General features: G+C 68.0%; 20 protein-coding genes and 1 riboswitch. Of the genes, 10 read left to right on the plus strand and 10 right to left on the minus strand.

What is annotated here, in order from left to right:
* Positions 1 to 156 precede the first annotated feature (156 nt).
* Entirely contained in the window at positions 157 to 1,698 is a 1,542-nt protein-coding gene (locus tag PWF70_RS10200; protein WP_035752284.1) for a hypothetical protein, read from the minus strand.
* Between the two features lie 181 nt (positions 1,699 to 1,879).
* Between PWF70_RS10200 and secA2 the strand changes: the two genes are divergently transcribed.
* From secA2 to gcvP, 8 genes are all read left to right on the plus strand, one after another.
* Positions 1,880 to 4,240 carry an accessory Sec system translocase SecA2 gene (gene secA2, locus PWF70_RS10205; protein WP_286352946.1) on the plus strand — a complete coding sequence of 787 codons (2,361 nt, stop codon included), beginning with the start codon at positions 1,880 to 1,882 and terminating at the stop codon, positions 4,238 to 4,240.
* A complete protein-coding gene (locus tag PWF70_RS10210) occupies positions 4,237 to 4,863 on the plus strand; it encodes a CDP-alcohol phosphatidyltransferase family protein (RefSeq protein WP_006360903.1) in 627 nt (208 codons plus the stop codon). Before secA2 ends, PWF70_RS10210 begins: the two co-directional genes overlap by 4 nt.
* 20 nt (positions 4,864 to 4,883) lie before the next feature.
* A complete protein-coding gene (gcvH, locus tag PWF70_RS10215) occupies positions 4,884 to 5,288 on the plus strand; it encodes a glycine cleavage system protein GcvH (RefSeq protein WP_006360904.1) in 405 nt (134 codons plus the stop codon).
* Positions 5,289 to 5,637: 349 nt separating this feature from the next.
* On the plus strand, positions 5,638 to 6,090 hold the full coding sequence (garA, locus tag PWF70_RS10220; protein WP_005199386.1) for a glycogen accumulation regulator GarA: 453 nt from the start codon (positions 5,638 to 5,640) through the stop codon (positions 6,088 to 6,090).
* A gap of 42 nt (positions 6,091 to 6,132) precedes the next feature.
* A complete protein-coding gene (gene ftsR, locus PWF70_RS10225) occupies positions 6,133 to 6,819 on the plus strand; it encodes a transcriptional regulator FtsR (protein WP_006360905.1) in 687 nt (228 codons plus the stop codon).
* A gap of 157 nt (positions 6,820 to 6,976) precedes the next feature.
* Entirely contained in the window at positions 6,977 to 7,489 is a 513-nt protein-coding gene (locus tag PWF70_RS10230) for a bifunctional nuclease family protein (RefSeq protein WP_006360906.1), read from the plus strand.
* Between the two features lie 255 nt (positions 7,490 to 7,744).
* Positions 7,745 to 8,386, plus strand: coding sequence for a MerR family transcriptional regulator (locus PWF70_RS10235; protein WP_006360907.1), 642 nt, complete (start codon positions 7,745 to 7,747; stop codon positions 8,384 to 8,386).
* A 97-nt stretch (positions 8,387 to 8,483) separates the two neighbouring features.
* A riboswitch (glycine riboswitch) is annotated at positions 8,484 to 8,582 on the plus strand.
* Positions 8,583 to 8,755: 173 nt separating this feature from the next.
* Positions 8,756 to 11,626, plus strand: coding sequence for an aminomethyl-transferring glycine dehydrogenase (gcvP, locus tag PWF70_RS10240; RefSeq protein ID WP_035752286.1), 2,871 nt, complete (start codon positions 8,756 to 8,758; stop codon positions 11,624 to 11,626).
* A 3-nt stretch (positions 11,627 to 11,629) separates the two neighbouring features.
* On the opposite strand, the gene PWF70_RS10245 is transcribed toward gcvP, so the two are convergent.
* From PWF70_RS10245 to PWF70_RS10285, 9 genes are all read right to left on the minus strand, one after another.
* Positions 11,630 to 12,862, minus strand: a complete 1,233-nt coding sequence (locus tag PWF70_RS10245) for a substrate-binding domain-containing protein (protein ID WP_006360909.1) — start codon at positions 12,860 to 12,862, stop codon at positions 11,630 to 11,632.
* 135 nt (positions 12,863 to 12,997) lie between these two features.
* Positions 12,998 to 15,190, minus strand: a complete 2,193-nt coding sequence (locus PWF70_RS10250) for a malate synthase G (protein ID WP_006360910.1) — start codon at positions 15,188 to 15,190, stop codon at positions 12,998 to 13,000.
* A 75-nt stretch (positions 15,191 to 15,265) separates the two neighbouring features.
* Positions 15,266 to 16,156, minus strand: a complete 891-nt coding sequence (locus PWF70_RS10255) for a hypothetical protein (RefSeq protein WP_006360911.1) — start codon at positions 16,154 to 16,156, stop codon at positions 15,266 to 15,268.
* Positions 16,153 to 17,226 (minus strand): hemolysin family protein, encoded by a 1,074-nt coding sequence (locus PWF70_RS10260; RefSeq protein ID WP_006360912.1) that lies wholly within the window; start codon positions 17,224 to 17,226, stop codon positions 16,153 to 16,155. The genes PWF70_RS10255 and PWF70_RS10260 overlap by 4 nt, the downstream gene beginning before the upstream one ends.
* Positions 17,219 to 18,640, minus strand: coding sequence for a hemolysin family protein (locus PWF70_RS10265; protein ID WP_006360913.1), 1,422 nt, complete (start codon positions 18,638 to 18,640; stop codon positions 17,219 to 17,221). Before PWF70_RS10265 ends, PWF70_RS10260 begins: the two co-directional genes overlap by 8 nt.
* Before the next feature lies 1 nt (position 18,641).
* A complete protein-coding gene (guaB1, locus tag PWF70_RS10270) occupies positions 18,642 to 20,075 on the minus strand; it encodes a GMP reductase (protein ID WP_006360914.1) in 1,434 nt (477 codons plus the stop codon).
* A gap of 16 nt (positions 20,076 to 20,091) precedes the next feature.
* Positions 20,092 to 21,549 (minus strand): NADP-dependent phosphogluconate dehydrogenase, encoded by a 1,458-nt coding sequence (gene gnd / locus PWF70_RS10275; protein WP_006360915.1) that lies wholly within the window; start codon positions 21,547 to 21,549, stop codon positions 20,092 to 20,094.
* A gap of 96 nt (positions 21,550 to 21,645) precedes the next feature.
* Positions 21,646 to 22,596, minus strand: a complete 951-nt coding sequence (locus tag PWF70_RS10280; protein WP_006360916.1) for a M56 family metallopeptidase — start codon at positions 22,594 to 22,596, stop codon at positions 21,646 to 21,648.
* Positions 22,597 to 22,643: 47 nt separating this feature from the next.
* Positions 22,644 to 23,042, minus strand: a complete 399-nt coding sequence (locus PWF70_RS10285) for a BlaI/MecI/CopY family transcriptional regulator (protein ID WP_006360917.1) — start codon at positions 23,040 to 23,042, stop codon at positions 22,644 to 22,646.
* A gap of 320 nt (positions 23,043 to 23,362) precedes the next feature.
* Between PWF70_RS10285 and PWF70_RS10290 the strand changes: the two genes are divergently transcribed.
* Positions 23,363 to 23,785, plus strand: a complete 423-nt coding sequence (locus PWF70_RS10290; RefSeq protein ID WP_006360918.1) for a PaaI family thioesterase — start codon at positions 23,363 to 23,365, stop codon at positions 23,783 to 23,785.
* A 185-nt stretch (positions 23,786 to 23,970) separates the two neighbouring features.
* A complete protein-coding gene (locus PWF70_RS10295) occupies positions 23,971 to 24,273 on the plus strand; it encodes an urease subunit gamma (protein WP_006360919.1) in 303 nt (100 codons plus the stop codon).
* The last annotated feature ends 22 nt before the right edge of the window (positions 24,274 to 24,295 follow it).

The following is a 24,295-nucleotide window of genomic DNA, read 5'->3' on the forward strand; positions in this document are numbered from 1 at the left end:
GCGGCGGGTCAAGACGTTCGCGATCGTCCCGATCGGCTGGCCGCGAGGACGTTTCGGACCGGTCAGCCGGTATGACCCGGAGACCGTCATCCATCGCGATCGCTGGTGACCTCGGGTCGACGGCGCCGTCCCACTCGGAGTCCGGCCGGTGCCGAGTCAGTAGTGCGCGGCCTTGATGAACTGTCCGTCGAGTGAATACATGCCCTTCGACGCGTCGACCCGCGCCATCTCGATGCGGATCACGAAGGCCGTGTCGTCGCGGAGATGCGGCTCGATGACATCGATGGCGACGGCCCCGTGATCGTAGTCGGGGACCGAACCGCGCTTCATCGCGTCGTCGCGCACACGGTCGAACAATCGCGGTGAGATCGCGTCGAAGGAGAAACCGTCGGGCCGGTAGCTTCCCTCGACGCCGCTGACCGCCGGGAACTTGCCCGGCACGATGACGATCTGCCCGTCACTGGTGGATGTCCGGTACTGCATCAGGACACCGCCACTGTTCTGGATGCTGCTGGCGCTGATGATCGGGGTGTTGTCGGCGATACCGCGGATCACGAACTGGTCGAGGGCCGCTGCGTTAGGGGCGATGCCGGCGAGCGGCAGCGCGGCGCGGCCCACCGCGAAAGCGGTGTCGAAGTCCGCGGGGTCGAAGAACGTCGCGACGGTGCCGTCGGAGCGCGCCTCGATCTCGACGTCGTGGATGAAAGCGTCGCCGGGATCGAACGAACCGGTGAGGACGACGGGCTCGTTCGCCGCCGGACGTCGGATCTCGAATCCGTCGAGTTGGGCATCCGGCACGATGGGCGTGACCTCGGCGTGCATGGACCCGACGATGTCGCCCAGCGAACCCGGGTTGATCGAGGCCGCGTCGAAGGTCTTGTCCGCCCGGTCCATGGTGCGGGTCGCCGACGCATTGGAACCCCCGTCCCAGACGTTGATGTTCGTCGCGCGGCCGTTCGTGGGATCGAACACGATGGCCTGATCGGAGGTCGAATCGAGATTGTAGCTCAGGCGCAACAGATTTCGGGTCGCGCCGGGTCCGAGGTAGTCGACGATCTCGTCGAGGAGTCGTTGGTGGCGCTCGGCGAGTGTGGCCTCGGCGTCGTCGGCGTCGTCGATGTCGACGGCCGAACCGAAGGACGGCATCGACGGGACCGAGATCGTCCAGCTCTCGGCGACACCGAAGAGCAGGGCGACGGCCGTCACGAGGGTCACCGCGGGATAGATGACCGCCCACCGGCCGGGGTGGTCGTCGAACTCGGGGGTGTCGGTCTGATCGCGCGGCGGCAACTGGTCGGGCGGCAGCGTCGTGAACGGGCTCGACGCCAGCGCCTGGAAATGCCCCTTGCTCATCGAGGTGATCCATCGCGCCTCGTAGGCGGTGTCATTCGGCGGGTTGACGGTCGCGGTCACCATCGTCGGCTGCATGTCCTCGGCCCCGAGGCTGCTGCGCGTGAGCGCCCCGACCTCGATCTGCGGTGCGTCTCGCGTGACACCGCGCCGGAACTCCGGCAGCTCGGACACCCGCGACGCGCGCGGACTGATCGCGATCCCCAGGAAGACCAGCGGAACACCGAAGGACAAGGCGACCCACCAGGCGTTGAACGCGCCGAGCCCGATACCGGTCGCCACCAGCATCCCGGCCAGGACGGCCCGGACCAGACGTAGGCGTGTCCTGCTCGAGAGGGTCGCGCTCATCAGCCGTCCTAGGGTGAGGGGAGCAGGGGCGAAATGCGTCAGGGGCGAAATCGGTGGACTGATCATAATGTCGCCGACCCTGCGCTACCAGGGGCCGCGTACCGTTGTTGCTGACCTGACGGCGCCGCGAGGCCCGACGGGTCGTGTAGGTGGCCGGGAAACGATCAGGAGAAGTGTTTCGGTGGGAAAGCTGAGCAACAGCATGTGGCGACTTCTGGGCGCCCAGTCGACTCGCAACCAGTCGAAGTCGCTGAGTGTGATCAAGGAGGCCGAGACCCACACCGATTGGGCAGCCGAACTCGCCGACGACGCCTTCGTCGGTGAGGCCGAGAAGCTCGACATCGGGTCCAAGCCCGGCGACCGGGCGAAGTTCCTGGCGCTCGTCCGGGAGGCCGCGGACCGCTCGATCAACCTGCGCCCCTTCGACGTCCAGCTGCAGGGCGCGCTGCGTCTCCTCGAGGGCGACATCGTCGAGATGGCCACCGGTGAGGGCAAGACGCTCGCCGGTGCGATCGCCGCGATCGGGTATGTCCTCGAAGGACACCAGGTCCATGTCATCTCGGTCAACGACTACCTCGCCACCCGCGACGCCGAGTGGATGAAGCCGCTCTTCGACGTCTTCGGCATTGCGGTGCATGCCATCTCGGAGAACTCCAGCCGCGAGGAGCGTCGACGCGCCTACGCCGGCGACGTCACCTACGGTTCGGTCAACGAGATCGGATTCGACGTCCTCCGCGACCAGCTGGCCCTGTCCGAGGCCGACCTCGTCTCACCCAAGCCCGACGTCGCGATCATCGACGAGGCCGACTCGGTGCTCGTCGAGGAGGCACTCGTGCCGCTGGTGCTGGCCGGATCGACCGAGACCGAGGTTCCCGACCAGGCCATCCACGACGTGGTGTCGCGGATGAAGAAGAAGCACTACGAGGTCGACGCCGAGGGCCGCAACGTGACGCTCACCGACGAGGGTGCGGCCTTCGTCGAGGAGGAACTCGGCGGGATCAACCTCTACAGCGAGGAACACGTCGGCTCCACGCTCGTGCACGTCAGCATCGCGATGCACGCCCACTACCTGCTGGAACGCGACATCCATTACATCGTCCGCGACGGCGGGGTCCACCTGATCAACGCCTCGCGCGGCCGCGTGGCCCAGCTGCAGCGTTGGCCGGACGGCGTCCAGGCGGCCGTCGAACTCAAGGAGGGGCTCGCCCAGACCGACTCGGGCGAGGTCATCGACACCATCACGGTGCAGGCGCTCATCGGCCGCTACCCGAAGGTGTGCGGCATGACCGGTACGGCGCTCGCCGCCGGAGAGCAGTTCCGGCAGTTCTACGACCTCCGGGTGTCGCAGATCCCGCCGAACACCGAGAACATCCGCACCGATCTGCCCGACCGGGTCTACGACACCAAGGCCAACAAGGTCGAGGCGATCGTGGCCTACGTCAAGGAGATCCACGAGACCGGCCAGCCGGTCCTCATCGGCACCCACGACGTCGCCGAGTCCGAGGAGCTCGCGTACTTCCTCGAGAAGGCGGGTGTGTCGTCGGTGGTCCTCAACGCCAAGAACGACGCGCAGGAGGCGAAGATCATCGCCGAGGCCGGCGCGCTGAACGCGGTGACGGTCTCGACGCAGATGGCTGGTCGTGGTACCGACATCCGGCTGGGCGGCTCGGCCGACGACGCCGCCGCCCGCGACGCGGTCGTCGAGCTCGGTGGACTGTGCGTGGTCGGCACCGGACGGCACGACACCGAGCGTCTCGACAGCCAGTTGCGGGGTCGCGCCGGACGCCAGGGCGACCCCGGCACGTCGGTCTTCTTCTCCAGCCTCGAGGACCCGGTCGTCACCAAGAACCTCGCGTTCAAGCGTGATCCGGTGTCGCCCAACGAGGACGGCTCGATGGGCAGCAAGGGCATCGACCTCATCGAGCAGGCGCAGCGGATCGCCGAGGGCGTCCGCCTGGAGTTGCACGCCAACACCTGGCGCTACAACAAGCTCGTCAACCAGCAGCGCGACATCATCGTCGACCGGCGCATGAAGATCCTCACCACGGACACCGCGCTCGACGAGCTCGCCGAACTCGAACCGGAGCGCTACGCCGAACTGACGGGGGAGAAGCCCACGACGTCGGGCGACGCGGAGAAGTCGGACGAAACGTCGAAGGCCGCCACCGAGACCGTGCCGCGAGAGGTGCTGAGCCAGGCGGCCCGCGAGATCGTGCTCTACCACCTCGACCGTGCGTGGGCAGACCATCTCGCGTTCGTCTCCGATGTCCGGGCGAGCATCCATCTGCGGTCGTTGGGTAAGGAGAGCCCGCTCGACGAGTTCCACCGGATGATCCTCGCGGAGTTCTCCGATCTGCCCGCCAAGGCGCTCGAGAAGGCACGGGAGACGTTCCGGGAGGCCGAGATCACCGCGGACGGAGTCGACCTCGGTTCCTCGGATCTGCACCGCTCGACGACGACGTGGACCTACATGGTCCACGACAACCTCTTCTCCTCCGGCGGGGCGAAGACGCTGCAGGGCATCATCGGGATCTTCCGGTGACCGAACCGGAGGCGGCACCCACGCCGGCTCCGGACCGGATCGTGACGGTGCCGAACGCGCTCAGCGTGCTTCGGCTCGTCCTCATCCCGGTCTTCCTCTGGCTGCTGCTCGTCGAGAAGGCCGACGGGTGGGCGTTCGCGGTGTTGATCTTCTCCGGGGTCTCCGACTGGCTCGACGGGAAACTCGCGCGGCTGCTCGATCAGTCCTCGCGGATCGGGGCCCTGCTCGACCCGGCGGCCGACCGGCTGTACATCGTGATCATCCCGCTGGCCTTCGGCGTGCGGGAGTTCATCCCGTGGTGGCTCATCGGCATCATCATCGGGCGCGACGTACTGCTGTTCGCCACGGCACCGCTGCTGCGCTCGCGCGGTGTGTTCGCACTCCCGGTGCTCTACATCGGCAAGGCGGCGACCTTCGCGCTGATGAGCGCGTTCCCGTGGCTGCTCGCCGGACAGATCGATGCGGTGAGCGGCTTCGCCTACCCGATCGGGTGGGCGTTCATGATCTGGGGCGTGGGGCTCTACCTGTGGTCCTTCGTCCTGTACTGGTATCAGACGATCCTGGTGATGCGACACATGCCGTCGCGCCGTCAGGCCGACACCTCCCCAGACAGTAGAGTCTGACGGGAACGAAAGGGGCCCTTGTGACCGACAGCAAAGTGCCAGAAGACCTGCGCTATACCGCAGAACATGAGTGGATCGAGAAGATCGGGCCGACGGCCGTGCGCATCGGCATCACCGACTTCGCGCAGGATGCGCTCGGCGACGTGGTGTTCGTGCAGCTGCCCGACTCCGGTGCAGAGGTCACCGTCGGCGAGTCCTTCGCCGAGGTCGAGTCGACCAAGAGTGTCTCCGACATCTTCGGGCCGTTGACCGGTACCGTCAGCGCGGTCAACGACGCACTGGACGCCTCACCGGAACTGGTCAATTCGGACCCGTACGGTGAGGGCTGGCTGGTGGAGATCGAGGCCGCCGACGAGGCGACCCTCGACGAGCAACTGGGTGATGTTCTCGACGCCGCGGGCTACCGCGCCGTCATCGAAGGGTAGGACTTCCCGCCGATACGCCCCGGTGGCTCTGATCGACCTGGCTGATCGCCCCGGTGACGATATGATCGACCGTGCCGGAGTCGACTCGCTCGCCGGTGCGATCGACATGACCGGTACGGTTACGGCAGTGGGAAAGAGGCGTGACGTGAACCAACTTCGCGATCATGCACCGAGATCTACCCGTCCGCACATGTCATGTAGATTCAACCGGCCATCGTGGCGAGAGCCGACTCCGAGCCGACGCGAGACCGCGATCGGGACCGGAGACGTGGACGGCCGGACAGTGCGGCTGGCCGAACAGTGCGGTGTGCACTGACAGTGCGATTGCACTGACGACGACGAAGGAGAAGTGGTGAGCGAAAACGACAGGGACTTCGAGGCGCCGGTGGAGACCACCTCGGTGTTCCGGGAGGAGTTCATCAATGAACTCGATGCCGGAACCAGCACCTCGAGTGAGCCGGCCGAGACGGGAGTCGAGCGACTCGCTCCCGGGACCGCGCTGCTTGTCGTGAAGCGGGGACCCAACGCGGGATCGCGGTTCCTCCTCGACCAGCCGACGACCTCCGCAGGTCGGCATCCCGACAGCGACATCTTCCTCGACGATGTGACGGTCAGCCGTCGTCACGCGGAATTCCGTCTCGGCGACAACGAGTTTCAGGTCGTCGACGTGGGCAGCCTCAACGGCACCTACGTCAACCGGGAGCCCGTCGACACCGCATCGCTGAGCAACGGCGACGAAGTCCAGATCGGCAAGTTCCGTCTGGTCTTCCTCAGCGGACCACGCGACGAAGCCGACGCCTGATACGTCGTGACGGCGTCCACAGCCCCCCGCGGCGAGGGATCGATGTCCATCGGCACGGTCCTCGCCCAGTTGCGTGATGACTTCCCAGACATCACGATCTCGAAGATCCGGTTCCTGGAATCGGAGGGTCTGGTGACCCCGGAGCGGGCGCCGTCCGGCTATCGGCGATTCAGCGAAGCCGACTGTGAACGGTTGCGCTTCGTACTGACCGCCCAGCGGGACCGGTATCTCCCGCTGAAGGTCATCAAGGAACAGCTCGACGCGATCGACAACGGGAACGGTGGCTTCGGTTCCGGCGGGACCGTGGCGTTGTCCACGGCCCGCGGCACCGTGGCCCCCGCAACCGATTTCGGTGCGCGCGCCGGGCGGGTGTCCCGGGAGACGCTGATCGAGCGCACGGGCGTCGACTCGGCGTTCGTGACCGAACTGCAGCGCAACGGACTGCTGACCCCCGGACCGGCCGGCTTCTTCGACGAGGATGCGGTGCGCCTCGTCGAGGCCGCCGCGGCGCTGGCCAGCTATGGACTCGAGACGCGCCATCTGCGTGCCTTCAAGGTGTCCGCGGACCGGGAGGCCGGTCTGGTCGCCCAGATCGCCAACCCCATAGCCAAGGGCAAGGGGACCGGTGCGCGAGACCGCGCCGAGGAACTCGTCCGCGAGATCGCGGCGCTGTCGGTGACCCTGCACACGCAGTTGGTCAAGTCGGCCGTCCGCGACGTGCTCGACTGAACTCTTCCTCGACCAGCACACTCCGCGTTCCCCGGGGTCCTCATCGGGCCGGAATGATCGTGTCGCGCAGCAGCGAGTCGGCCGCCGTGTATCGCCTGAGCGGTGTAGCGTCGAGGTCATCAATCGATCGCCCTACGAGGCGTCTGGGAGGTGCGAGATGAGCGAGATGCGTGTGGTGGGCATCAGGGTCGAGCCCCCGCAGAGTCAGCCCGTGCTCCTACTCCGTGAGGTCGACGGCGAGCGCTACCTGCCGATCTGGATCGGACAGAGTGAGGCCGCGTCGATCGCCTTGCGTCAGAAGGGGATCGAGCCGCCCCGCCCGCTGACCCACGACCTGATCGTGAACCTCATCCGCGAGTTCGGCCAGACGCTCCTCGAGGTGCGCATCGTCGACATGCAAGAGGGCACCTTCTATGCCGAGATGATCTTCTCGGGCGATCTCCGGGTGTCCGCGCGGCCGTCGGATTCCATCGCCGTCGCGATGCGTGCCGAGGTGCCGATCATCGCCGACGAAGAGGTCCTCGCCGAGGCCGGTCTGCTGATCCCGGAAGAGGAGCCCGAGGACGCCACCGCCGAGTCGGTCGACGGGACCAAAGAGGACGAGGTCGAGAAGTTCAAGGAATTCCTCGACAACGTCTCGCCCGACGATTTCAAGGCCAGCGGCGCCTGAGGCTGTACCCGGTCACGGAACGGCAACCGAGAGGTCACCGTATGTCTCAATCTCAACTTGAGGTTGAGCCACATGGCGCGTCGCGTTGATCCGGTGTCCCGCGCGGCATAGCGTCAAACCCGACATCGAGCACCACTCACGGGCCGATGAAGATGTGATCGGCTGACCCGAGCAGGGCCTGGACCGCGTACTGTGGACGTGGATGTCAGGCATGTGATGCGGCATCCGGTCCGAGCTTTGCGAGGGAGACATCAAGTGGGCGATCGTCCGGTCGACAGTGAAGTGACGTCGAGCGACCCGTCACCCGACCACGCTGTGTCCGATCGCCCCGCGGGCCCGACCCAGGGCAGCCTCGAGGAGATCGCACCGGGTCTCTTCCCCGACGACACCGTGCCCGACGAGCTCGTCGGCTACCGCGTGCCGAGTGCCTGCCAGATCGCCGGCATCACCTACCGCCAGCTCGACTACTGGGCTCGCACCTCGCTGGTCGTCCCGTCGATCCGCGGCGCCGCCGGCTCGGGCAGCCAGCGTCTGTACTCGTTCAAGGACATCCTCGTCCTCAAGATCGTCAAGCGACTGCTCGACACCGGCATCTCGCTGCAGAACATCCGTGTCGCCGTCGACCACCTCCGCAAGCGTGGCGTCGAGGATCTGGCGAAGATCACCCTGTTCTCCGACGGCACGACCGTCTACGAATGCACCTCCGCCGAAGAGGTGGTCGACCTCCTCCAGGGTGGGCAGGGAGTGTTCGGCATCGCGGTCAGCGGTGCGATGCGCGAGCTGACCGGCACCATCGCCGATTTCCCGGGGGAACGCGCCGACGGCGGCGTCAGCGAGACGGCACCCGAGGACGAGCTCGCGGCGCGACGCAAGAGCCGCACCCGTCGCACCGGTTAGCACCGCCCCTCACAGCATCCCGTCACGTGATCCTCACGACTCTCGCGATGTCGTCTGGACCAACACGGCAACGACCTGCGTACACTGGTGCGCGCGTCGCTACGCCACGGGAGAGCGTCACCGAGCAGTACGGGTGACCGCCGAAGGAGCAACACCTCTCCGTCAAACTCTCAGGCACCCGGACCGTGGTGGTGACGGCGTCTCTGGAAAGTGACGATCAGTCGTCCGCCCACGGTGAAAGGTCGTCACGCAACGTCGCGTGGCACCGAATCTCTCAGGCGTCCTCCCGGCCACCGGCCGGCGACATGACAGAGGGGGAGGGCGAGCCTGCCGGCACCGCGCCGGCGCCTGCGAGAGGTTGCCCTCATCATGCCCTCAGCCGACCCGTCGTCAGCGCCAGTCACCTTCGTGGACCGCCACGTCGGACCCGACCCCGACGAGACGCAGCGCATGCTCTCGGTGATCGGTGTGTCGTCGCTCGACGAACTGGCCCATCGCGCCATCCCCGCGGTCATCGCGGACGAACTCGACTCGAACGTGCTGGGCGCACTGCCGCAGCCGCAGAGTGAGAGCGAGGTGCTCGCCGAGCTCAGCGGGCTCGCGGCCCGTAACACCGTGGCCCGTTCGATGATCGGCCTCGGCTACTACGGCACCCACACGCCCGGCGTCATCCTGCGCAACGTCCTGGAGAACCCGGCCTGGTACACCGCGTACACGCCGTACCAGCCGGAGATCAGCCAGGGACGCCTCGAGGCGCTGCTGAACTTCCAGACCATGGTCGCCGACCTCACCGGCATGGAGGTGGCGAACGCGTCGATGCTCGACGAGGCCACCGCGGCCGCCGAGGCGATGACGTTGCTTCGGCGCGCCGGCAAGTCCAAGTCGCCACGTGTCGTCGTCGACGCCGATCTCTTCCCGCAGACCCGTGCGGTGATCGAGACCCGCGCCGAGCCGCTCGGCATCGCGGTCGTCGAGGCGTCGCTGGATTCGGAGCGGCCGGACCACGGCCTGCCCGACGGCGACTTCTTCGGCGTCATCCTGCAGGTGCCCGGCGCGTCGGGCCGCATCGTCGACGCCGCTCCGATCATCGCCGCCGCGCACGAACGTGGCGCCCTGGTCGCGGTCGGTGGCGACCTCCTCGCACTGACGCTCATCACGCCGCCGGGGGAGCAGGGCGCGGATGCGTGCTTCGGCACCACGCAGCGTTTCGGCGTGCCGATGGGCTTCGGCGGTCCGCACGCCGGTTACCTCGCGGTCGGTTCGAAGCACGCCCGCCAGCTGCCGGGGCGACTGGTCGGCATCTCCAAGGACGCCGACGGCAACCTCGCCTACCGCCTGGCCTTGCAGACCCGTGAGCAGCACATTCGCCGTGAGAAGGCCACCAGCAACATCTGTACGGCGCAGGTTCTGCTCGCCGTGATGGCCGCAATGTACGCGTCATACCACGGACCGGAGGGGCTCCGGGCCATCGCGCGCCGCACCCACGACGCCGCGGTCCGCCTGGCGAACTCGCTGGCGGCGGGCGGCTTCTCGGTCGCACACGGCTCGTTCTTCGACACCGTCGAGGTCCGTGCTCCCGGCCAGGCCGATGTGATCATCGCCCAGGCTCGCCGCGAGGGCATCAACCTCCGCCGCGTCGACACCGACACCGTCTCCATCGCCTGCGACGAGACCACCACCGAGGCCGACCTCGACGGTGTACTGCGGGCGTTCGGCGCCACCGGTGTGCAACCGCTCGACTTCGCCCAGCCCATCGAGAACCGCACCAGCGAGTACCTGACGCACCCGGCGTTCAACCGGTACCGCACCGAGACGGCGATGCTGCGCTACCTGCGGGCCTTGTCCGACAAGGACATCGCGCTCGACCGCAGCATGATTCCGCTCGGCTCCTGCACCATGAAGCTCAACGCGACCACGGAGATGGAACCCATCACCTGGCCCGGGTTCGCCGGTCTCCACCCGTTCGCGCCGGTGGAGGACACCGTCGGCATCCGCGAGCTGATCTCCACCCTCGAGGACTGGCTCGTCGCCGTCACCGGCTACGACCGCGTGAGCCTGCAGCCGAACGCGGGGTCGCAGGGTGAGTTCGCCGGACTGCTCGCGATCCGGGGGTACCACCGCAGCCGGGGCGACATCGACCGCGACATCTGCCTGATCCCGTCGAGCGCCCACGGCACCAACGCCGCGTCGGCGGTCATGGCGGGCATGCGCGTCGTCGTGGTCGGCTGCCGGGAGAACGGCGACGTCGATCTCGAGGATCTGCGCGCGAAGATCGCCGCGAACGAGGGCCGGATCGCGGCCATCATGATCACCTACCCGTCGACGCACGGCGTTTTCGAGCACGACATCCGCGACATCTGCGGTGCCGTCCACGACGCCGGCGGCCAGGTCTACGTCGACGGTGCCAACCTCAACGCCCTGGTCGGCGTGGCACGTCCGGGTCATTTCGGCGGCGACGTCAGCCACCTGAACCTGCACAAGACCTTCTGCATCCCGCACGGCGGCGGCGGCCCGGGCGTGGGTCCGGTTGCGGTACGCGAGCACCTCGCACCGTTCCTGCCCGGGCACCCCCTCGCCGACGAATTGCCCGGCACCGCGACCATCGCCGCGGCACCGTACGGGTCGGCGACGATCCTGCCGATCACCTACGCCTACATCGCGATGATGGGTGCGGCCGGTCTACGCCGGGCGACGCTGACGGCCATCACCGCGGCGAACTACGTCGCCAAGCGGCTCGGCGACCACTACCCGGTGCTCTACACCGGCGAGGGCGGCTTCGTCGCGCACGAGTGCATTCTCGACCTCAGGGCGATCACCAAGGAGACCGGCGTTTCGGTCGACGATGTGGCAAAGCGCTTGGCCGACTATGGTTTCCACGCGCCGACCATGAGCTTCCCGGTGGCCGGCACGTTGATGGTCGAGCCCACCGAGAGCGAGAATCTCGACGAGATCGACGCGTTCTGCGACGCCATGATCGCCATCCGCGAGGAGATCGACCGGGTCGGCAGCGGCGAGTGGCCGGTCGACGACAACCCGCTGCGCGGGGCACCGCACACCGCCGAGGCGCTGGTGGGCGAGTGGGACCACCCGTACTCGCGAGAGATCGCGGTCTACCCGCAGGGACTCCCGTCGGCCGGTGCCCGGGCCAAGGTGTGGCCCTCGGTGCGTCGTATCGACGGCGTGTACGGCGACCGCAACCTGGTGTGCAGCTGCGCGCCGATCGAGGCCTACAGCAGCTGAGGGCTACCCGCCCGCGGTTCCCGAAGGTGCCGGCGAGACCGCAGAGCTCGCCGGCACACTCGTCGGTCCGTAGACGACGCGGTTGATGGCGACGATCGCGCCGTCCTCCGGCGTGGGCATCGGATCGCGGGTTCGCGGGAAGGTGACCGTGGCGGTGGCCGACGGCATCGGGGCGTCGCCGCGGAAGCCGAGTTCGGTGAGCAGCTTCAGCTGTTCGGGCTGTGATGCGTAGGAGATGAAGTCCGCGACCGCGTCGGCCGCGACGTCTCCGACCTCCGGGCCGGAGAGACGGATGATCGGGTAGTCCGCGATCGGCGTCGGTCCGGACGGGATCACCTCTGACAGCCGCGCGGGCTGGTCGGTCTTGGTGATCTGGTACAGCCGCTGCTCGGTGATCGGCACGGCGTGGATCTCGGCTTTGGCCGGGTCGGCGGCATTGGCGATCGCGGTGGCCGCGCCCTGCGGGGTTCCATCGGGCGAGAGCGGCGCGCCGCCGAGCATCGCCTTCACGCTGGAGGTCACCCGCGGCGACTCGGCGTCGGCGGTGGTCAGCGGGCCGGTCGTCCGTGTCACGCGGGTGGCGACGGCCTGCGCCGCCAGTGCACTGGCATCGGACTGGGCGCCGATCGGCATCGCCATGCGCAACGAGCCCCAGCCCTGCAGGCCGAACTCGGTGAGCGAGGCGTCGCGTTGCTGCAGGAGCGGGATCTGCGACCAGTCGAGCTGGTCGCCGGCGGCCTTGGCGAGTTCGGGCGAGACCGCGAGAACGACCGGTGTCGAGACGAGTGAACGGGAGTTGCCCTCGATCAGATCGGGTTTGGCCGTGGCCAGATCCGCCGACCACACCGACGACTGCGGCACCCAGGCAGCGGGGTAGGCACCCATCGACTCGGCGTCCCACTTCCCGGTCAGGCCGTCGAGGGTGATCTTCGCGTCGCCGGGCCGGACGGCGATGGTGACGCAGTGGTCGCGGACCACCGGTTTCGTGTTCGTGAAGGAGGTCGCGATCGCGGCGAGCCCGGGTGCGATGTCGGGGTCGGCGATGATCGGCACCGACGTGGCGCCCTCGACGCATTGGGCGGCGGCGTCGTCGGCCTGCCGGTTGATGCGGTCACCGAGGTCGCGCCAGGTGACCACGATGGCGGCGACGAGCAGAATCGACAGCAGTGCGAAGACGACACCTCGGCTGACGCCACGGTTGCGGATACTCTCGCCGCGGTTCCGATGATGTGCCAACGCCGATGCCCTCCCTGCTCTGAGCGTGCTGTCCCCGGGCTCCACCCGGTCGATGTGCAGCGCAGGGTACGACGATACGCCGTGCCGGTCCACCGGGGACCGGCACGGTCGTATCAGTGCGTCGTGACCGAGGTGTCAGCCGGCCGCGTTGGCGGCCTTGTACTCGCGGCGACGGCGATGCAGGATCGGCTCGGTGTAGCCGCTGGGCTGCGTCGTGCCCTCGAGGATCAGCTCCTTGGCCGCCTGGAAGGCGATGTTGGAGTCGAAGTCCGGGGCCATCGGCTTGTAGGCCTTGTCGCCGGCGTTCTGGCGGTCGACGACCGGGGCCATCCGCTCGAGCGATGCGACGATGTCGGCCTCGGAGACGATGCCGTGGCGCAGCCAGTTCGCCAGCAGCTGGCTGGAGATACGCAGGGTGGCGCGGTCCTCCATCAGTGCGACGTCGTGGATGTCGGGCACCTTCGAGCAGCCGACGCCGGCATCGATCCAGCGGACCACGTAGCCCAGGATCGACTGGCAGTTGTTGTCGAGTTCCTGCTGCTTCTCCTCGTCGGACCAGTCGGTCTTCGCGGCCAGCGGCACGGTGAGGATGTCGTCGACCGACGCCGGGTCGCGCTTGGCGATCTCGTCCTGACGTTCGAAGACGTCGACCTGGTGGTAGTGCAGCGCGTGCAGGGTCGCGGCGGTCGGCGAGGGCACCCATGCGGTGGTGGCGCCGGCCTTGGGGTGACCGATCTTCTGCTCGAGCATGTCGGCCATCAGGTCCGGCATGGCCCACATGCCCTTGCCGATCTGCGCCTTGTGCTGCAGGCCGGCGTGCAGGCCGGTGTCGACGTTGAAGTCCTCGTACGCCGCGATCCACTTCTGCTTTTTCATCTCGGCCTTGCGCACCATGGCGCCGGCCTCCATGGAGGTGTGGATCTCGTCGCCGGTGCGGTCGAGGAAGCCGGTGTTGATGAACACCACGCGCTCCGAGGCGGCCTTGATACATGCCTTCAGGTTGACCGTGGTGCGGCGTTCCTCGTCCATGATGCCGACCTTGAGCGTGTTGGCGGGCAGGCCGAGCACCTGCTCGACGCGACCGAACAGCTCGACGGTGAAGGCGACCTCGTCGGGGCCGTGCATCTTCGGCTTCACGATGTAGACCGAACCGGTCCGCGAGTTCTGCAGACCCTCTGCGCTCAGGCCGTGGATGCCGATCAGCGAGGTGACCAGGCCGTCGAGGATGCCCTCGGGAACCTCATTGCCGTCGGCGTCGAGGATCGCGTCGTTGGTCATCAGGTGACCGACGTTGCGCACGAACAGCAGCGAACGGCCGTGGAGGTCGAAGCCGGTGCCGTCGGGAGCGGTGTACTCGCGGTTGCCGTTGAGCACACGGGTGAAGGTCTTGCCACCCTTGGTGACCTCTTCGGACAGATCGCCCTTGTTCAGGCCCAGCCAGTTGCGGTAGCCGGTGACCTTGTCCTCGGCGTCGACCGCGGCGACCGAGTCCTCGAAGTCCATGATCGTGGTGATCGCGGACTCGACGACGACGTCCTTGATGCCGGCCGGATCGGTGGAACCGATCGGCGAGGAGGGATCGATCTCGATGTCGAGGTGAAGACCGTTGTTGCGCAGCAGGATCGAGGACGGTGAGCCGGCGTCGCCGCGGTAGCCGACGAAGGCGGCCGGATCGGCCAGCGTCGAGGTCGCGCCCCCGTCGAGGGTCACCTGCAGGGCGCCGTCCTGAACGGCGAAGGACCGCACGTCGGTGTAGCTGCACTGCTCGAGCGGGACCGCCTTGTCCAGGAAGTCCTTGGCGTAGGCGATGACCTTGTCGCCGCGCACCTTGTTGTACGACGAACCCTTCTCGGCGCCGTCGGTCTCCGGGATCGCGTCGGTGCCGTACAGGGCGTCGTAGAGCGAACCCCAGCGGGCGTTGGAGGCGTTCAGCGCGAACCGGGCGTTGAGGACCGGCACGACCAGCTGCGGACCGGCGGTCTCGGCGATCTCGCGGTCCACATTGCCGGTGGTGATCTGGAAGTCGGCCGGGACCTCGGCGAGGTAACCGATCTCGGTCAGGAAGGACTTGTAGGCGTCGAAATCCGCAGAGCCCGGGGTGAGGTCGGCGCCCTGGTGATCGCGGTGCCAGGCGTCGATCTTGGTTTGCAGATCGTCGCGGACGGCGAGCAGCTCACGGTTGCGTGGGGCGAGGTCGGCGATCACCGATGCCGCACCCGACCAGAAGGCGTCGGCCTCTACACCGGTACCGGGCAACGCCTCGTTGTTGATGAAGTCGTACAGGACGGAAGCGACCTGCAACCCGTTGACGGTGATCCGGTCCGACATGATTGCCTTTCTCGAGCGAATGAAGACGACATCCATGCTACTAGCCGGTAACGCTGAACCGTACAGGCGTCCTGTTTAGGCGTGGCGAGCGATCTCGGCCAGGTGCGTACACCGCCCCAACACCTCCGCGCGGAGTTGTGTTCCGGCGTCGGCGATGGCCGATTGTTCCCGGACGTATTCGGCTCGTCCGGCGGGGGTCTCGATCGGGACCGGCTCATATCCCAGGTGGCGCAGGTCGTACGGACTCGCACGCATGTCGAGGTCACGAGCGCGCAGCGCCAGTTCGAAGCAGTCGACGGTGAGGTCGGCGGGCAACAGCGGCGCCAGGGTGAAGCAGTGCCGGTAGAGGTCCATGGTCGCGTGCAGGCACCCCGGCTGTTCGTGGTCGATCTGCGACGCACGGTTCAGCTCGTTCTCGTTGCGCGGCCGCGCCGGCTCGGTGAAGAAGCGGTACGCGTCGAAGTGCGTGCAGCGCAACGGCATCTGTTCGACGACCCGGTCGGTGCCGGCGGCACCCAGACGCAAGGGGATGTCGTGCCGGGTCTCGTCGGTGCGGTAGACCATGGCCCACTCGTGGAGCCCGAAGCAGCCCAGCCGGGCCGGACGCGCGGCGGTGGCGTCGAGCAGATCCACCGTGGCCTGCAGTGCGTCGCGGCGGCGTCGGACGTAGTCGATGCCCACGTGCACACCGGAGTCGGCACGTTCGTAGCCGCGCAGGGGCAGGAACTCGTCGGCGTCCTCGAGACGCACGCCGAAGCCCGGATGCCAGCGCAGCACATGGGACGGCCGCGACGAGTAGTAGGTGAACAGGAAGTCGACGACGGGATGCTTGCCGCCCTTGCGGCGCGCCTCCAGGTACGGACCGATGAGCGCGTCGACGCGTCCCTGATGCTCGTCGCGCCGGGCCCGCCACTCGCGGCCCGTCAACACGGTCTGCTCTTCCACGTGCGCGGTCACGGTCGTCACACCCGGTGGGTCTCGTCCCGGACGTTGCCGACGAACTCCTCGACGAGGTCGGCGAGCGGGACGATGCCGATCGTGCGGCCGTTGTCGTCAACGACGGCGCCCAGGTGCGAGCTGGTGCGGCGCAGCACGGTGGTCGCCTCGTCGAGGGGTGTGTTGGACGCGATGACCGGCAGCGGGCGGATCTTGTCGACACCGATGATGGTGTCCGGGCCGATGTGCTCGTCGAGGATCTCGTCGAGGACGTCCTTCAGATGCAGGTAACCGGTGAACGTGCCGTCGGATCCGCGGACCGGGAAGCGGGAGAACCCGGTCTCGCTGACGGCCTTCTCGACGGCGCCGAGTGTCGGGCCGATCCCGCCGGTCGCCGACACCTGGACCTTGACGCTGCGCATCTTCTCGAGGGGGATCATCACCTCGGCGACGGTGCGGCCGATGGACTGCAGAGCGCGGGTGAGGCGCTCGTGTTCCTCGGCATCGATGAGACCTTCCTGCTTGGACTCGCCGAGCATCTGCGCCAGCTCGCCCAGCGACACCGTGGACTCGAGTTCGTCCTTCGGTTCCACGCGCATCAGGCGCAGCGAGATGTTGGCGAGCCAGTTGTAGAAGGAGATGAGCGGACGCACCAGGCGGATGAACATCAGGTGCACCGGGACCAGCAGCATCGCCGCCGACTCGGGTCCCGCGAGGGCGATGTTCTTCGGCACCATCTCACCCAGCAGGATGTGCAGCACCACCACCAGCGACAACGCGATGGCGAACGAGATCGGGTGCAGCAGCGCGTGCGGCACGTGCGCGAGTTCCAGCGGTTTCTCGATGAGGTGCGCGACCGCGGGTTCGCCGACGCGGCCGAGCAGGATCGAACAGATCGTGATGCCCAGCTGGGCGCCGGCCAGCATCAGCGACAGGTTCTCACCGGCCTTGATGACGGTTCGTGCACGACTCTTGCCGCTCTCGGCCAACGCCTCGAGCCGGTCGCGGCGCGCCGAGATCAGCGAGAACTCGGCGCCGACGAAGAAGGCGTTGCCGCCCAGCAGTGCGAAGGCGAGGACGACAGCCCAGAGGTCACCCATCTCCGGCCTCCGTGTCTCGTGGCTCGTCGCCGAGGGAGTCGCCGGCGGGGGCCGGTCGCAATGCGACGACGTCGATGCGTCGGCCGTCCATCTGGGCGACGGTGGCCCGCCAGGTGATGTCGTCGCGGGCTTCGGGCATCTCGGGCGAGTCGTCGTCGCCGTCGCCGACCGGGGAGCGGCGGGGCAGGTCGACGACGTCGTCGACCGTGGGAATGCGTCCGAGGCAGTACATGATCAGGCCGCCGAGCGTGTCGTACGGACCGTCGGGGGCGTGATAGCCGGTCGCGTCGTAGAGCTCGTCGATGCGCAGCAGCCCCGCACAGAGATAGCCGTTGCCGTCGATCGCGACGTCGGCGCGCTCGTCGTCGTGTTCGTCGGTGACGTCGCCGAGGATCTCCTCGATGAGGTCCTCGGTGGTGACGATGCCCGCGGTCCCGCCGTATTCGTCGATGACGACGCACAGCTCCATGCCGTCGGCGCGGATGCGTTGCATCAGAGCGTCGCCGTCGAGGCTGGCGGGGACGCGCGGCACGCTGCGTGCGATCGAGGTGACGCGCGTGGTGGCCTGACGCTCGGGCGGGATGGTGAACGCCTGCTTGATGTGGACCACGCCGACGAGGTCGTCGAGGTCACCGTCGACGACGACGGGGAAACGCGAGTGCCCGGTGCGCGACGACGCCATCACGAGATCGCGGACGGTGTCCTCGCGGTCGAGGGTGTCGATGGTGACTCGCGGCGTCATCAGATCCTCGGCGGTCAGCTCACCGAAGCGCAGCGAACGGTCCACCAGCGTGGCGGTCTGCTCGTCGAGCGCGCCGCGCCGGGCCGAGTTGCGGACCAGCGACACGAGTTCCTGCGGTGAGCGGGCCGAGGCGAGCTCGTCGGTCGGTTCGATGCCCAACCGGCGGACGATCCAGTTCGCGGTGCCGTTGAGTCCGTTGATCGCCCAGCGGAAGACCGCGGAGAACGCCGTCATCGGACCCGATGTGGCACGGGCGACGGCCAGCGACTTGGCGATCGCGAGATTCTTCGGGATCAGCTCACCCAGGACCATCGACAGCGACGTGGCGATGACGAGAGCGAGGATCAGCGACGTCGCCGAGGCGACCGAGGGACTCACCCCGGCCGCTTCCAGCGGCGGCTTGATGATGCGGGCGAGGACGGGTTCGGCGATGTAGCCGGTGATCAGCGTGGTGATCGTGATGCCGAGCTGGGCGCCGGACAACTGGAACGACAGCGTCGAATGCGCGCGCTGCACCAGCCGTGCGCGCCGGTCCCCGCGCTTGGCCACGTCCGCCGAGATCGTCGAGCGTTCCAAGGCGGTCAACGAGAACTCGGCAGCGACGAACAGCGCCGTGCCCAGCGTGAGGGCGATGAAGCCGATCAGGCTGGCGACGAGAAGCAGGATCTCCACGTCACCACCCGCCCGGCAGGGGACGCCCTTCGGCGAAACCGGCGGGCGACTGGACTCCGAGGACGACCTTGTCGTGCAGTTCCCGCAGGTTCCTGGCCCCCGTATAGGTTGCGGTGCTGCGAATCCCGGAACAGATGTGGTCGATGAGGTCCTCGACGCCGGGACGATCGGGATCGAGCCGGATCCGGGACGACGAGATGCCCTCCTCGAAGAGACTCTTGCGGGCACGGTCGTACGGGCTGTCGCCGGTCGACCGCGCGGCCACCGCCCGCTTCGACGCCATACCGAAACTCACCTTGTACGGGCCCTGCTCGTCCTCGAGGAGATCGCCGGGTGATTCGTGGGTGCCCGCGAACCACGAGCCCACCATCACGTTCGACGCACCGGCCGCCAGCGCCAGGGCGATGTCGCGCGGATGACGGACACCGCCGTCGGCCCACACCGACGCACCGTGACTCGCTGCGACCCCGGCACATTCGGCCACCGCGGAGAACTGCGGCCGACCCACGCCGGTCATCATCCGGGTGGTGCACATCGCGCCCGGGCCGACGCCGACCTTGATGATCGACGCGCCGGCGGCGATGAGGTCGAGGGTGCCCTCCGCGGAGACCACGTTGCCCGCCGCGATCGGGACACCGAGTCCCGCATCGGCGACCGACTTCAGTGCGGTCAGCATCTTCTCCTGATGCCCGTGCGCGGTGTCCATGACGAGCACATCGGCACCGGCCGCGACGAGCGCGCGGGCCTTGCCGACCACGTCGCCGTTGATCCCGACGGCCGCGGCGATCCGCAGCTTGCCGGACGCGTCGACGTTCGGTTCGTAGATCGCGTGGCGCAGCGCGCCCACGCGGTTCAGGAGACCCGCCAGCTTGCCGTCGGCGTCGACGAGCACGGCGACGCCGAGGTGGAGGTCGCCGAGCGCGTCGAACACCTCGCGGGGCGGGGTGTCGACGGGCAGGGTGACGATGTCGGGGTCGAGGACCTCGCGGACCCGGGCGAAGCGGTCGACGTCGCGGCACCGCTTCTCGGTGACGACACCCACCGGGCGTCCGTCCTCGGCGACGACCGCGACGCCGTGGGATCGCTTGGGGATCAACGCGACCGCATCGGACACCGAATCCGACGGGGTGAGCGTGACCGGGGTGTCGGCCACGAGGTGGCGCGATTTCACGAACGCGATCGACGACGCGACGGCCTCGATGGGAAGATCCTGCGGGAGGACCACGAGTCCGCCGCGGCGCGCGACCGTCTCGGCCATGCGCTTGCCCGCGACCGCCGTCATGTTCGCCACGACGATCGGGATGGTGGTCCCGCTGCCGTCCGAGGTCGACAGGTCGACATCGAATCGCGAACTGACATCAGACCTGTTGGGGACGATGAAGACATCGTCGTAGGTCAGGTCGTGGGTCGGCCGATGGCCTTCGATGAATCGCACCGGTTCTCGCAGGCTCCTATTCGGTCACTTCCGAGCGGTCGCCGCTCCACAGCGTGTGGAAGGTGCCTTCCTTGTCCACGCGCTTGTAGGTGTGGGCGCCGAAGAAGTCGCGCAGGCCCTGGGTGAGGGCGGCCGGCAGGCGCTCGGCGCGCAGGGCGTCGTAGTACGACAGCGACGAGGCGAAGGCCGGCACCGGGATGCCGAGCAGGGTGGCGGTGGCGACGACGCGGCGCCAGCTGTCGATGCCGACCTCGACCGCTTCGCGGAAGTAGGGGGCGAGGAGCAGGCTGGGCAGCTCGGGATCGTCGGCGTAGGCCTCGCGGATGCGGTTGAGGAACTGCGCGCGGATGATGCAGCCGCCGCGCCAGATGGTGGCAAGCGATCCGCGGTCGACGTTCCAACCGTATTCGGCGCTGCCGGCGGCGATCTGGTCGAAGCCCTGGGCGTAGGCGACGACCTTGGAGGCATACAGCGCGGTCTTGATGTCGGCGATGAACTGCGCCTTGTCGGTGGGCGCGTCCCCGAGGTTGCCCGACGACAGGCCGCGGGCGGCGACGCGCTGGTCGGTGGCGCTGGACAGGGCGCGGGCGAAGACGGCCTCGGCGATGCCGGTGGTCGGGATGCCCAGGTCGAGCGCGGACTTCACGGTCCAGCGGCCGGTGCCCTTCTGGCCGGCGGCGTCGACGATGACGTCGACGAGCGGCTTGCCGGTCTCGGCGTCGACCTGGCTGAGCACGTCGGCGGTGATCTCGATGAGGTAGCTCTCGAGTTCGGTCCCGTTCCACTCGCGGAAGACGTCGGCGATCTCGGCGACGGGCATGTCGAGGGCCTTGCGCATCAGGTCGTAGGCCTCGCCGATGAGCTGCATGTCGGCGTACTCGATGCCGTTGTGGACCATCTTGACGAAGTGGCCGCTGCCGTCGGGACCGATGTGGGTGCAGCAGGGTTCGCCGTCGACCTGGGCGGCGATCGACTCGAGCAGCGGGCCGAGTGATTTGTACGACTCGGCGGGTCCGCCGGGCATGATCGAGGGGCCGTTGAGGGCGCCTTCCTCACCACCGGAGATGCCGGCGCCGACGAAGTTCAGTCCACGCGCCGACATCGCCGCCTCGCGGCGGATGGTGTCGGTGTAGAGGGCGTTACCGCCGTCGATGATGATGTCGCCGGGCTCCATCGCGTCGGCGAGCTCGTTGATCACCGCGTCGGTGGCGTCGCCGGCCTTGACCATGATCAGCACGCGGCGCGGGCGCTCGAGTGCGGCGACGAACTCCGCGACCGTCTCGGTGCGGATGAAATTGCCGTCGCTGCCGTGGTTCTCGAGCAGTGCGTCGGTCTTGGCGATGCTGCGGTTGTGCAGCGCGACCGTGTACCCGTTGCGGGCGAAGTTACGCGCGATGTTCGAACCCATGACGGCCAGACCGGTGACGCCGATCTGAGCTTTCCCGGACGGTGACGATGCCTCGACGTTGTTCATGTCCGACAGCCTATTGCCTCACGATCCGATCCGGCGATCTGCCTCACCATTCGGGCCGCGCGCGGAAGGTGTTCAACCGGTCGGGGGTTGGCGGACTCAGAAAGCCGACATCAGGCGGTTGAGCTCGGTGAGCCAGGGGATCGCGACCGCGAGGGTCGGCAGCACCAGGATGACAGCGGCAGTCGCGTAGGCGCCGACCGCGATCCAGTGGGCGGGGCGGTCGTCGCGCAGGCGGTGGACGCGGGTGAGCGTGGTCGGCCCGCCGACCGCCATCGCACCGCGGGGGGCCACCGCGTCGGCGCAGGCGACGAGCGCGCGGCCGAGGGTCGTCGGTGCGGTGGCTCGGACGGCCTGGTCGTCGGCGAGCGCTTCGACGAGCAGTTCGGCGGCGCCGAGAGCGGACCTGGAACGGACGAACCGCGGGAAGGCCTCGTGCAGCGCGATGAAGGCCTCGAGCACGAGGTCGTGTCGGGCCCGTAGATGTGCGCGTTCGTGGGCGATGACGGCGATGAGCTCGTCGCGCGTCAGTCGGTGGACGACACCCTCGCTGACGACGACGCGCTGGCGCAGACCGGGGAGGCAGTAGGCGAGCGGCTGCTCGACGTCGATCATGCGGACGTCGCGGGCGTAGAGGGGGTCATCGGCGTCGGTCCGGTCGCAGCGATCGAGGATGTCGATCAGCTGGCGGTGGGCCTTGCGACGGGCGCGGGTGCGCAGTCCGACGCGGATGGTCGTGTAGAAGAGGCGGGCGCCGACCAGCAGGGTGAGGATGAAGACGCCCACGCAGGTCAGCCACAGGGGGAGGCCGAGGCGGTCGATCTCGCGGAGCGGATGCGTCGTCGGCGTGCCGTCGGCCCCGATCACCAGGAGGTTGGCGGCGATCGCCAGGCCACAGCTGAACGCCGACAACACGGCGGCGAGTGCGATGGCCTGCCACAGCGTCATCGCCGCGCGTGGCGCTCGGATCGGCCACTGCGCCCGAGATAATGCCTCGGGTACGGGTCCGGCGAGCACCAGGCTGACGATGCCGAAGAGCAGGGCGGTCATCCGGTGGGCTTCCTCAGGGGTGGGCTGTTGGGGGTTGTGCCGCGAATCTAACCGGTGTCGCGGGTTCCTCGGGCGGCTTCGAGTTCATCGAGAGCGTGGCGGAGCGCCGCGGCTTCGTCGGCACCGACCCGTCCGACGAACGAGACGAGGGCTGCGTGCCGCGATCCGGGCGCGTCGGCCTCGCTGAGTGCGTCGACCATCAGACTCGCGACCAGGTCCTCGCGGGGGTGGGTGGGGACGTACTTGTGTGCGCGGTCGTCGCGGATCTGTGTCACCAGGTTCTTCTTCGCGAGACGCTGCAGAACGGTCATGACCGTCGTGTAGGCGAGGGATCGATCCTGGGACAGTTCGGCATGCACCTGCCGGACGGTCTTCGGTTCGGAGCCCGCCCACAACGTGTCCATCACCGCGCGCTCGAGGTCGCCTAGCCCATTCATCTTTCGCATTTTACTGCTGTGCCTTCCGTTGTGCGCCCTCGGCTCACGTCTTCATCTGGTTGTCGCGTCCGCGGAGGCGATTTCGCCTTTCACGTGGCCTTACGCCCGAGCCCTTGACACGTTGGTAAGGCTAGCCTACATTAAGTGTCACGTCGGACCGCGCGAGAGTCCTGAGGGCTGCAGAGACCCCCGGTTCACGTCACGGAGGGCCCCGCATCTCATCGAGGTGCGGGGCCTTCCGCTTTCACTGGACAGACAACGCCGGGGCCGGCATCGGTGTTCCCGGGTCGGTATCGCGAACGCCGGACGGCCGTGCCAATGTTGACGCCATGACTGCGAACAGTGCGGACGAGATCCTCCGGAACTCCTTCGGCAAGGGACTCGACGGCGTGCTCGGACTCGAGGTCGTCGAGGCGGGTCCGGATCGGATCGTCGCCACCATGGAGATCACCGAGAGTCACCATCAGCCGTTCGGGATCGTCCACGGCGGCGTCTACTGCGCGATCGGTGAGAGCGTGGCGAGCATGAGCGGATTCATCTGGCTGCAGGAGACCGGCATCGGCGGTCACGCGGTCGGCGTCAACAACAACACCGACTTCCTCAAGTCCGTCAGCGCCGGCACGGTCACCGCGACGTCGACGCCGATCCACCGCGGTCGGCGTCAGCAGCTGTGGGCCGTCGACATGGTTGATCAGGATGGCACGCTGCTCGCCAGGACCCAGGTGCGACTCCAGAACATCGAAGCCCGGTAACCGGTCGGAGCTCGTCTCGCGAATCCCGGTCCGAGCGGTCACGGTCTCACCGCCGGAGTACTGATCTCGCGATCACCGGCGAACCCGGTGGCCGTCGGCGAGCCGAGGCCTCCTCGGCGTGGCAGGATGTCTCCACTGCCATCAACGACGACCACCCGGTCGGCCATCTGCGAGGAGCGAACTCGGTGCGACTGTCGCCGCATGAACAAGAACGGCTGTTGATCTCGTATGCGGCCGAGCTCGCGCGACGGCGGCAGGCGCGCGGCCTGAAGCTCAATCACCCCGAGGCGGTCGCGCTCATCACCGATCATGTTCTGGAGGGGGCCCGCGACGGTAGGTCGGTGGCCGAGCTCATGACCTCCGGTCGTGAGGTGCTCGGACGCGACGACGTGATGGACGGCGTGCCCGAGATGCTGCACGACGTCCAGGTCGAGGCGACGTTCCCGGACGGCACCAAGCTGGTGACCGTCCACGACCCGATCGCCTGAACTCCGCTCCGCCAACCGATCT

This window comes from Gordonia sp. Swx-4 (assembly GCF_030316175.1).
GTDB lineage: Bacteria > Actinomycetota > Actinomycetes > Mycobacteriales > Mycobacteriaceae > Gordonia > Gordonia alkanivorans.

What these genes read in the sequence shown, in the direction of transcription:
- ftsR (WP_006360905.1), top strand. Translation starts at nt 6,133, where the DNA reads ATGTCCATCGGCACGGTCCTCGCCCAGTTGCGTGATGACTTCCCAGAC.
- gnd (WP_006360915.1), bottom strand. Translation starts at nt 21,549, where the DNA reads ATGAACAACGTCGAGGCATCGTCACCGTCCGGGAAAGCTCAGATCGGC.
- PWF70_RS10285 (WP_006360917.1), bottom strand. Translation starts at nt 23,042, where the DNA reads ATGCGAAAGATGAATGGGCTAGGCGACCTCGAGCGCGCGGTGATGGAC.
- PWF70_RS10280 (WP_006360916.1), bottom strand. Translation starts at nt 22,596, where the DNA reads ATGACCGCCCTGCTCTTCGGCATCGTCAGCCTGGTGCTCGCCGGACCC.
- gcvP (WP_035752286.1), top strand. Translation starts at nt 8,756, where the DNA reads ATGCCCTCAGCCGACCCGTCGTCAGCGCCAGTCACCTTCGTGGACCGC.
- PWF70_RS10230 (WP_006360906.1), top strand. Translation starts at nt 6,977, where the DNA reads ATGAGCGAGATGCGTGTGGTGGGCATCAGGGTCGAGCCCCCGCAGAGT.
- PWF70_RS10260 (WP_006360912.1), bottom strand. Translation starts at nt 17,226, where the DNA reads ATGGGTGACCTCTGGGCTGTCGTCCTCGCCTTCGCACTGCTGGGCGGC.
- PWF70_RS10200 (WP_035752284.1), bottom strand. Translation starts at nt 1,698, where the DNA reads ATGAGCGCGACCCTCTCGAGCAGGACACGCCTACGTCTGGTCCGGGCC.
- PWF70_RS10290 (WP_006360918.1), top strand. Translation starts at nt 23,363, where the DNA reads ATGACTGCGAACAGTGCGGACGAGATCCTCCGGAACTCCTTCGGCAAG.
- PWF70_RS10250 (WP_006360910.1), bottom strand. Translation starts at nt 15,190, where the DNA reads ATGTCGGACCGGATCACCGTCAACGGGTTGCAGGTCGCTTCCGTCCTG.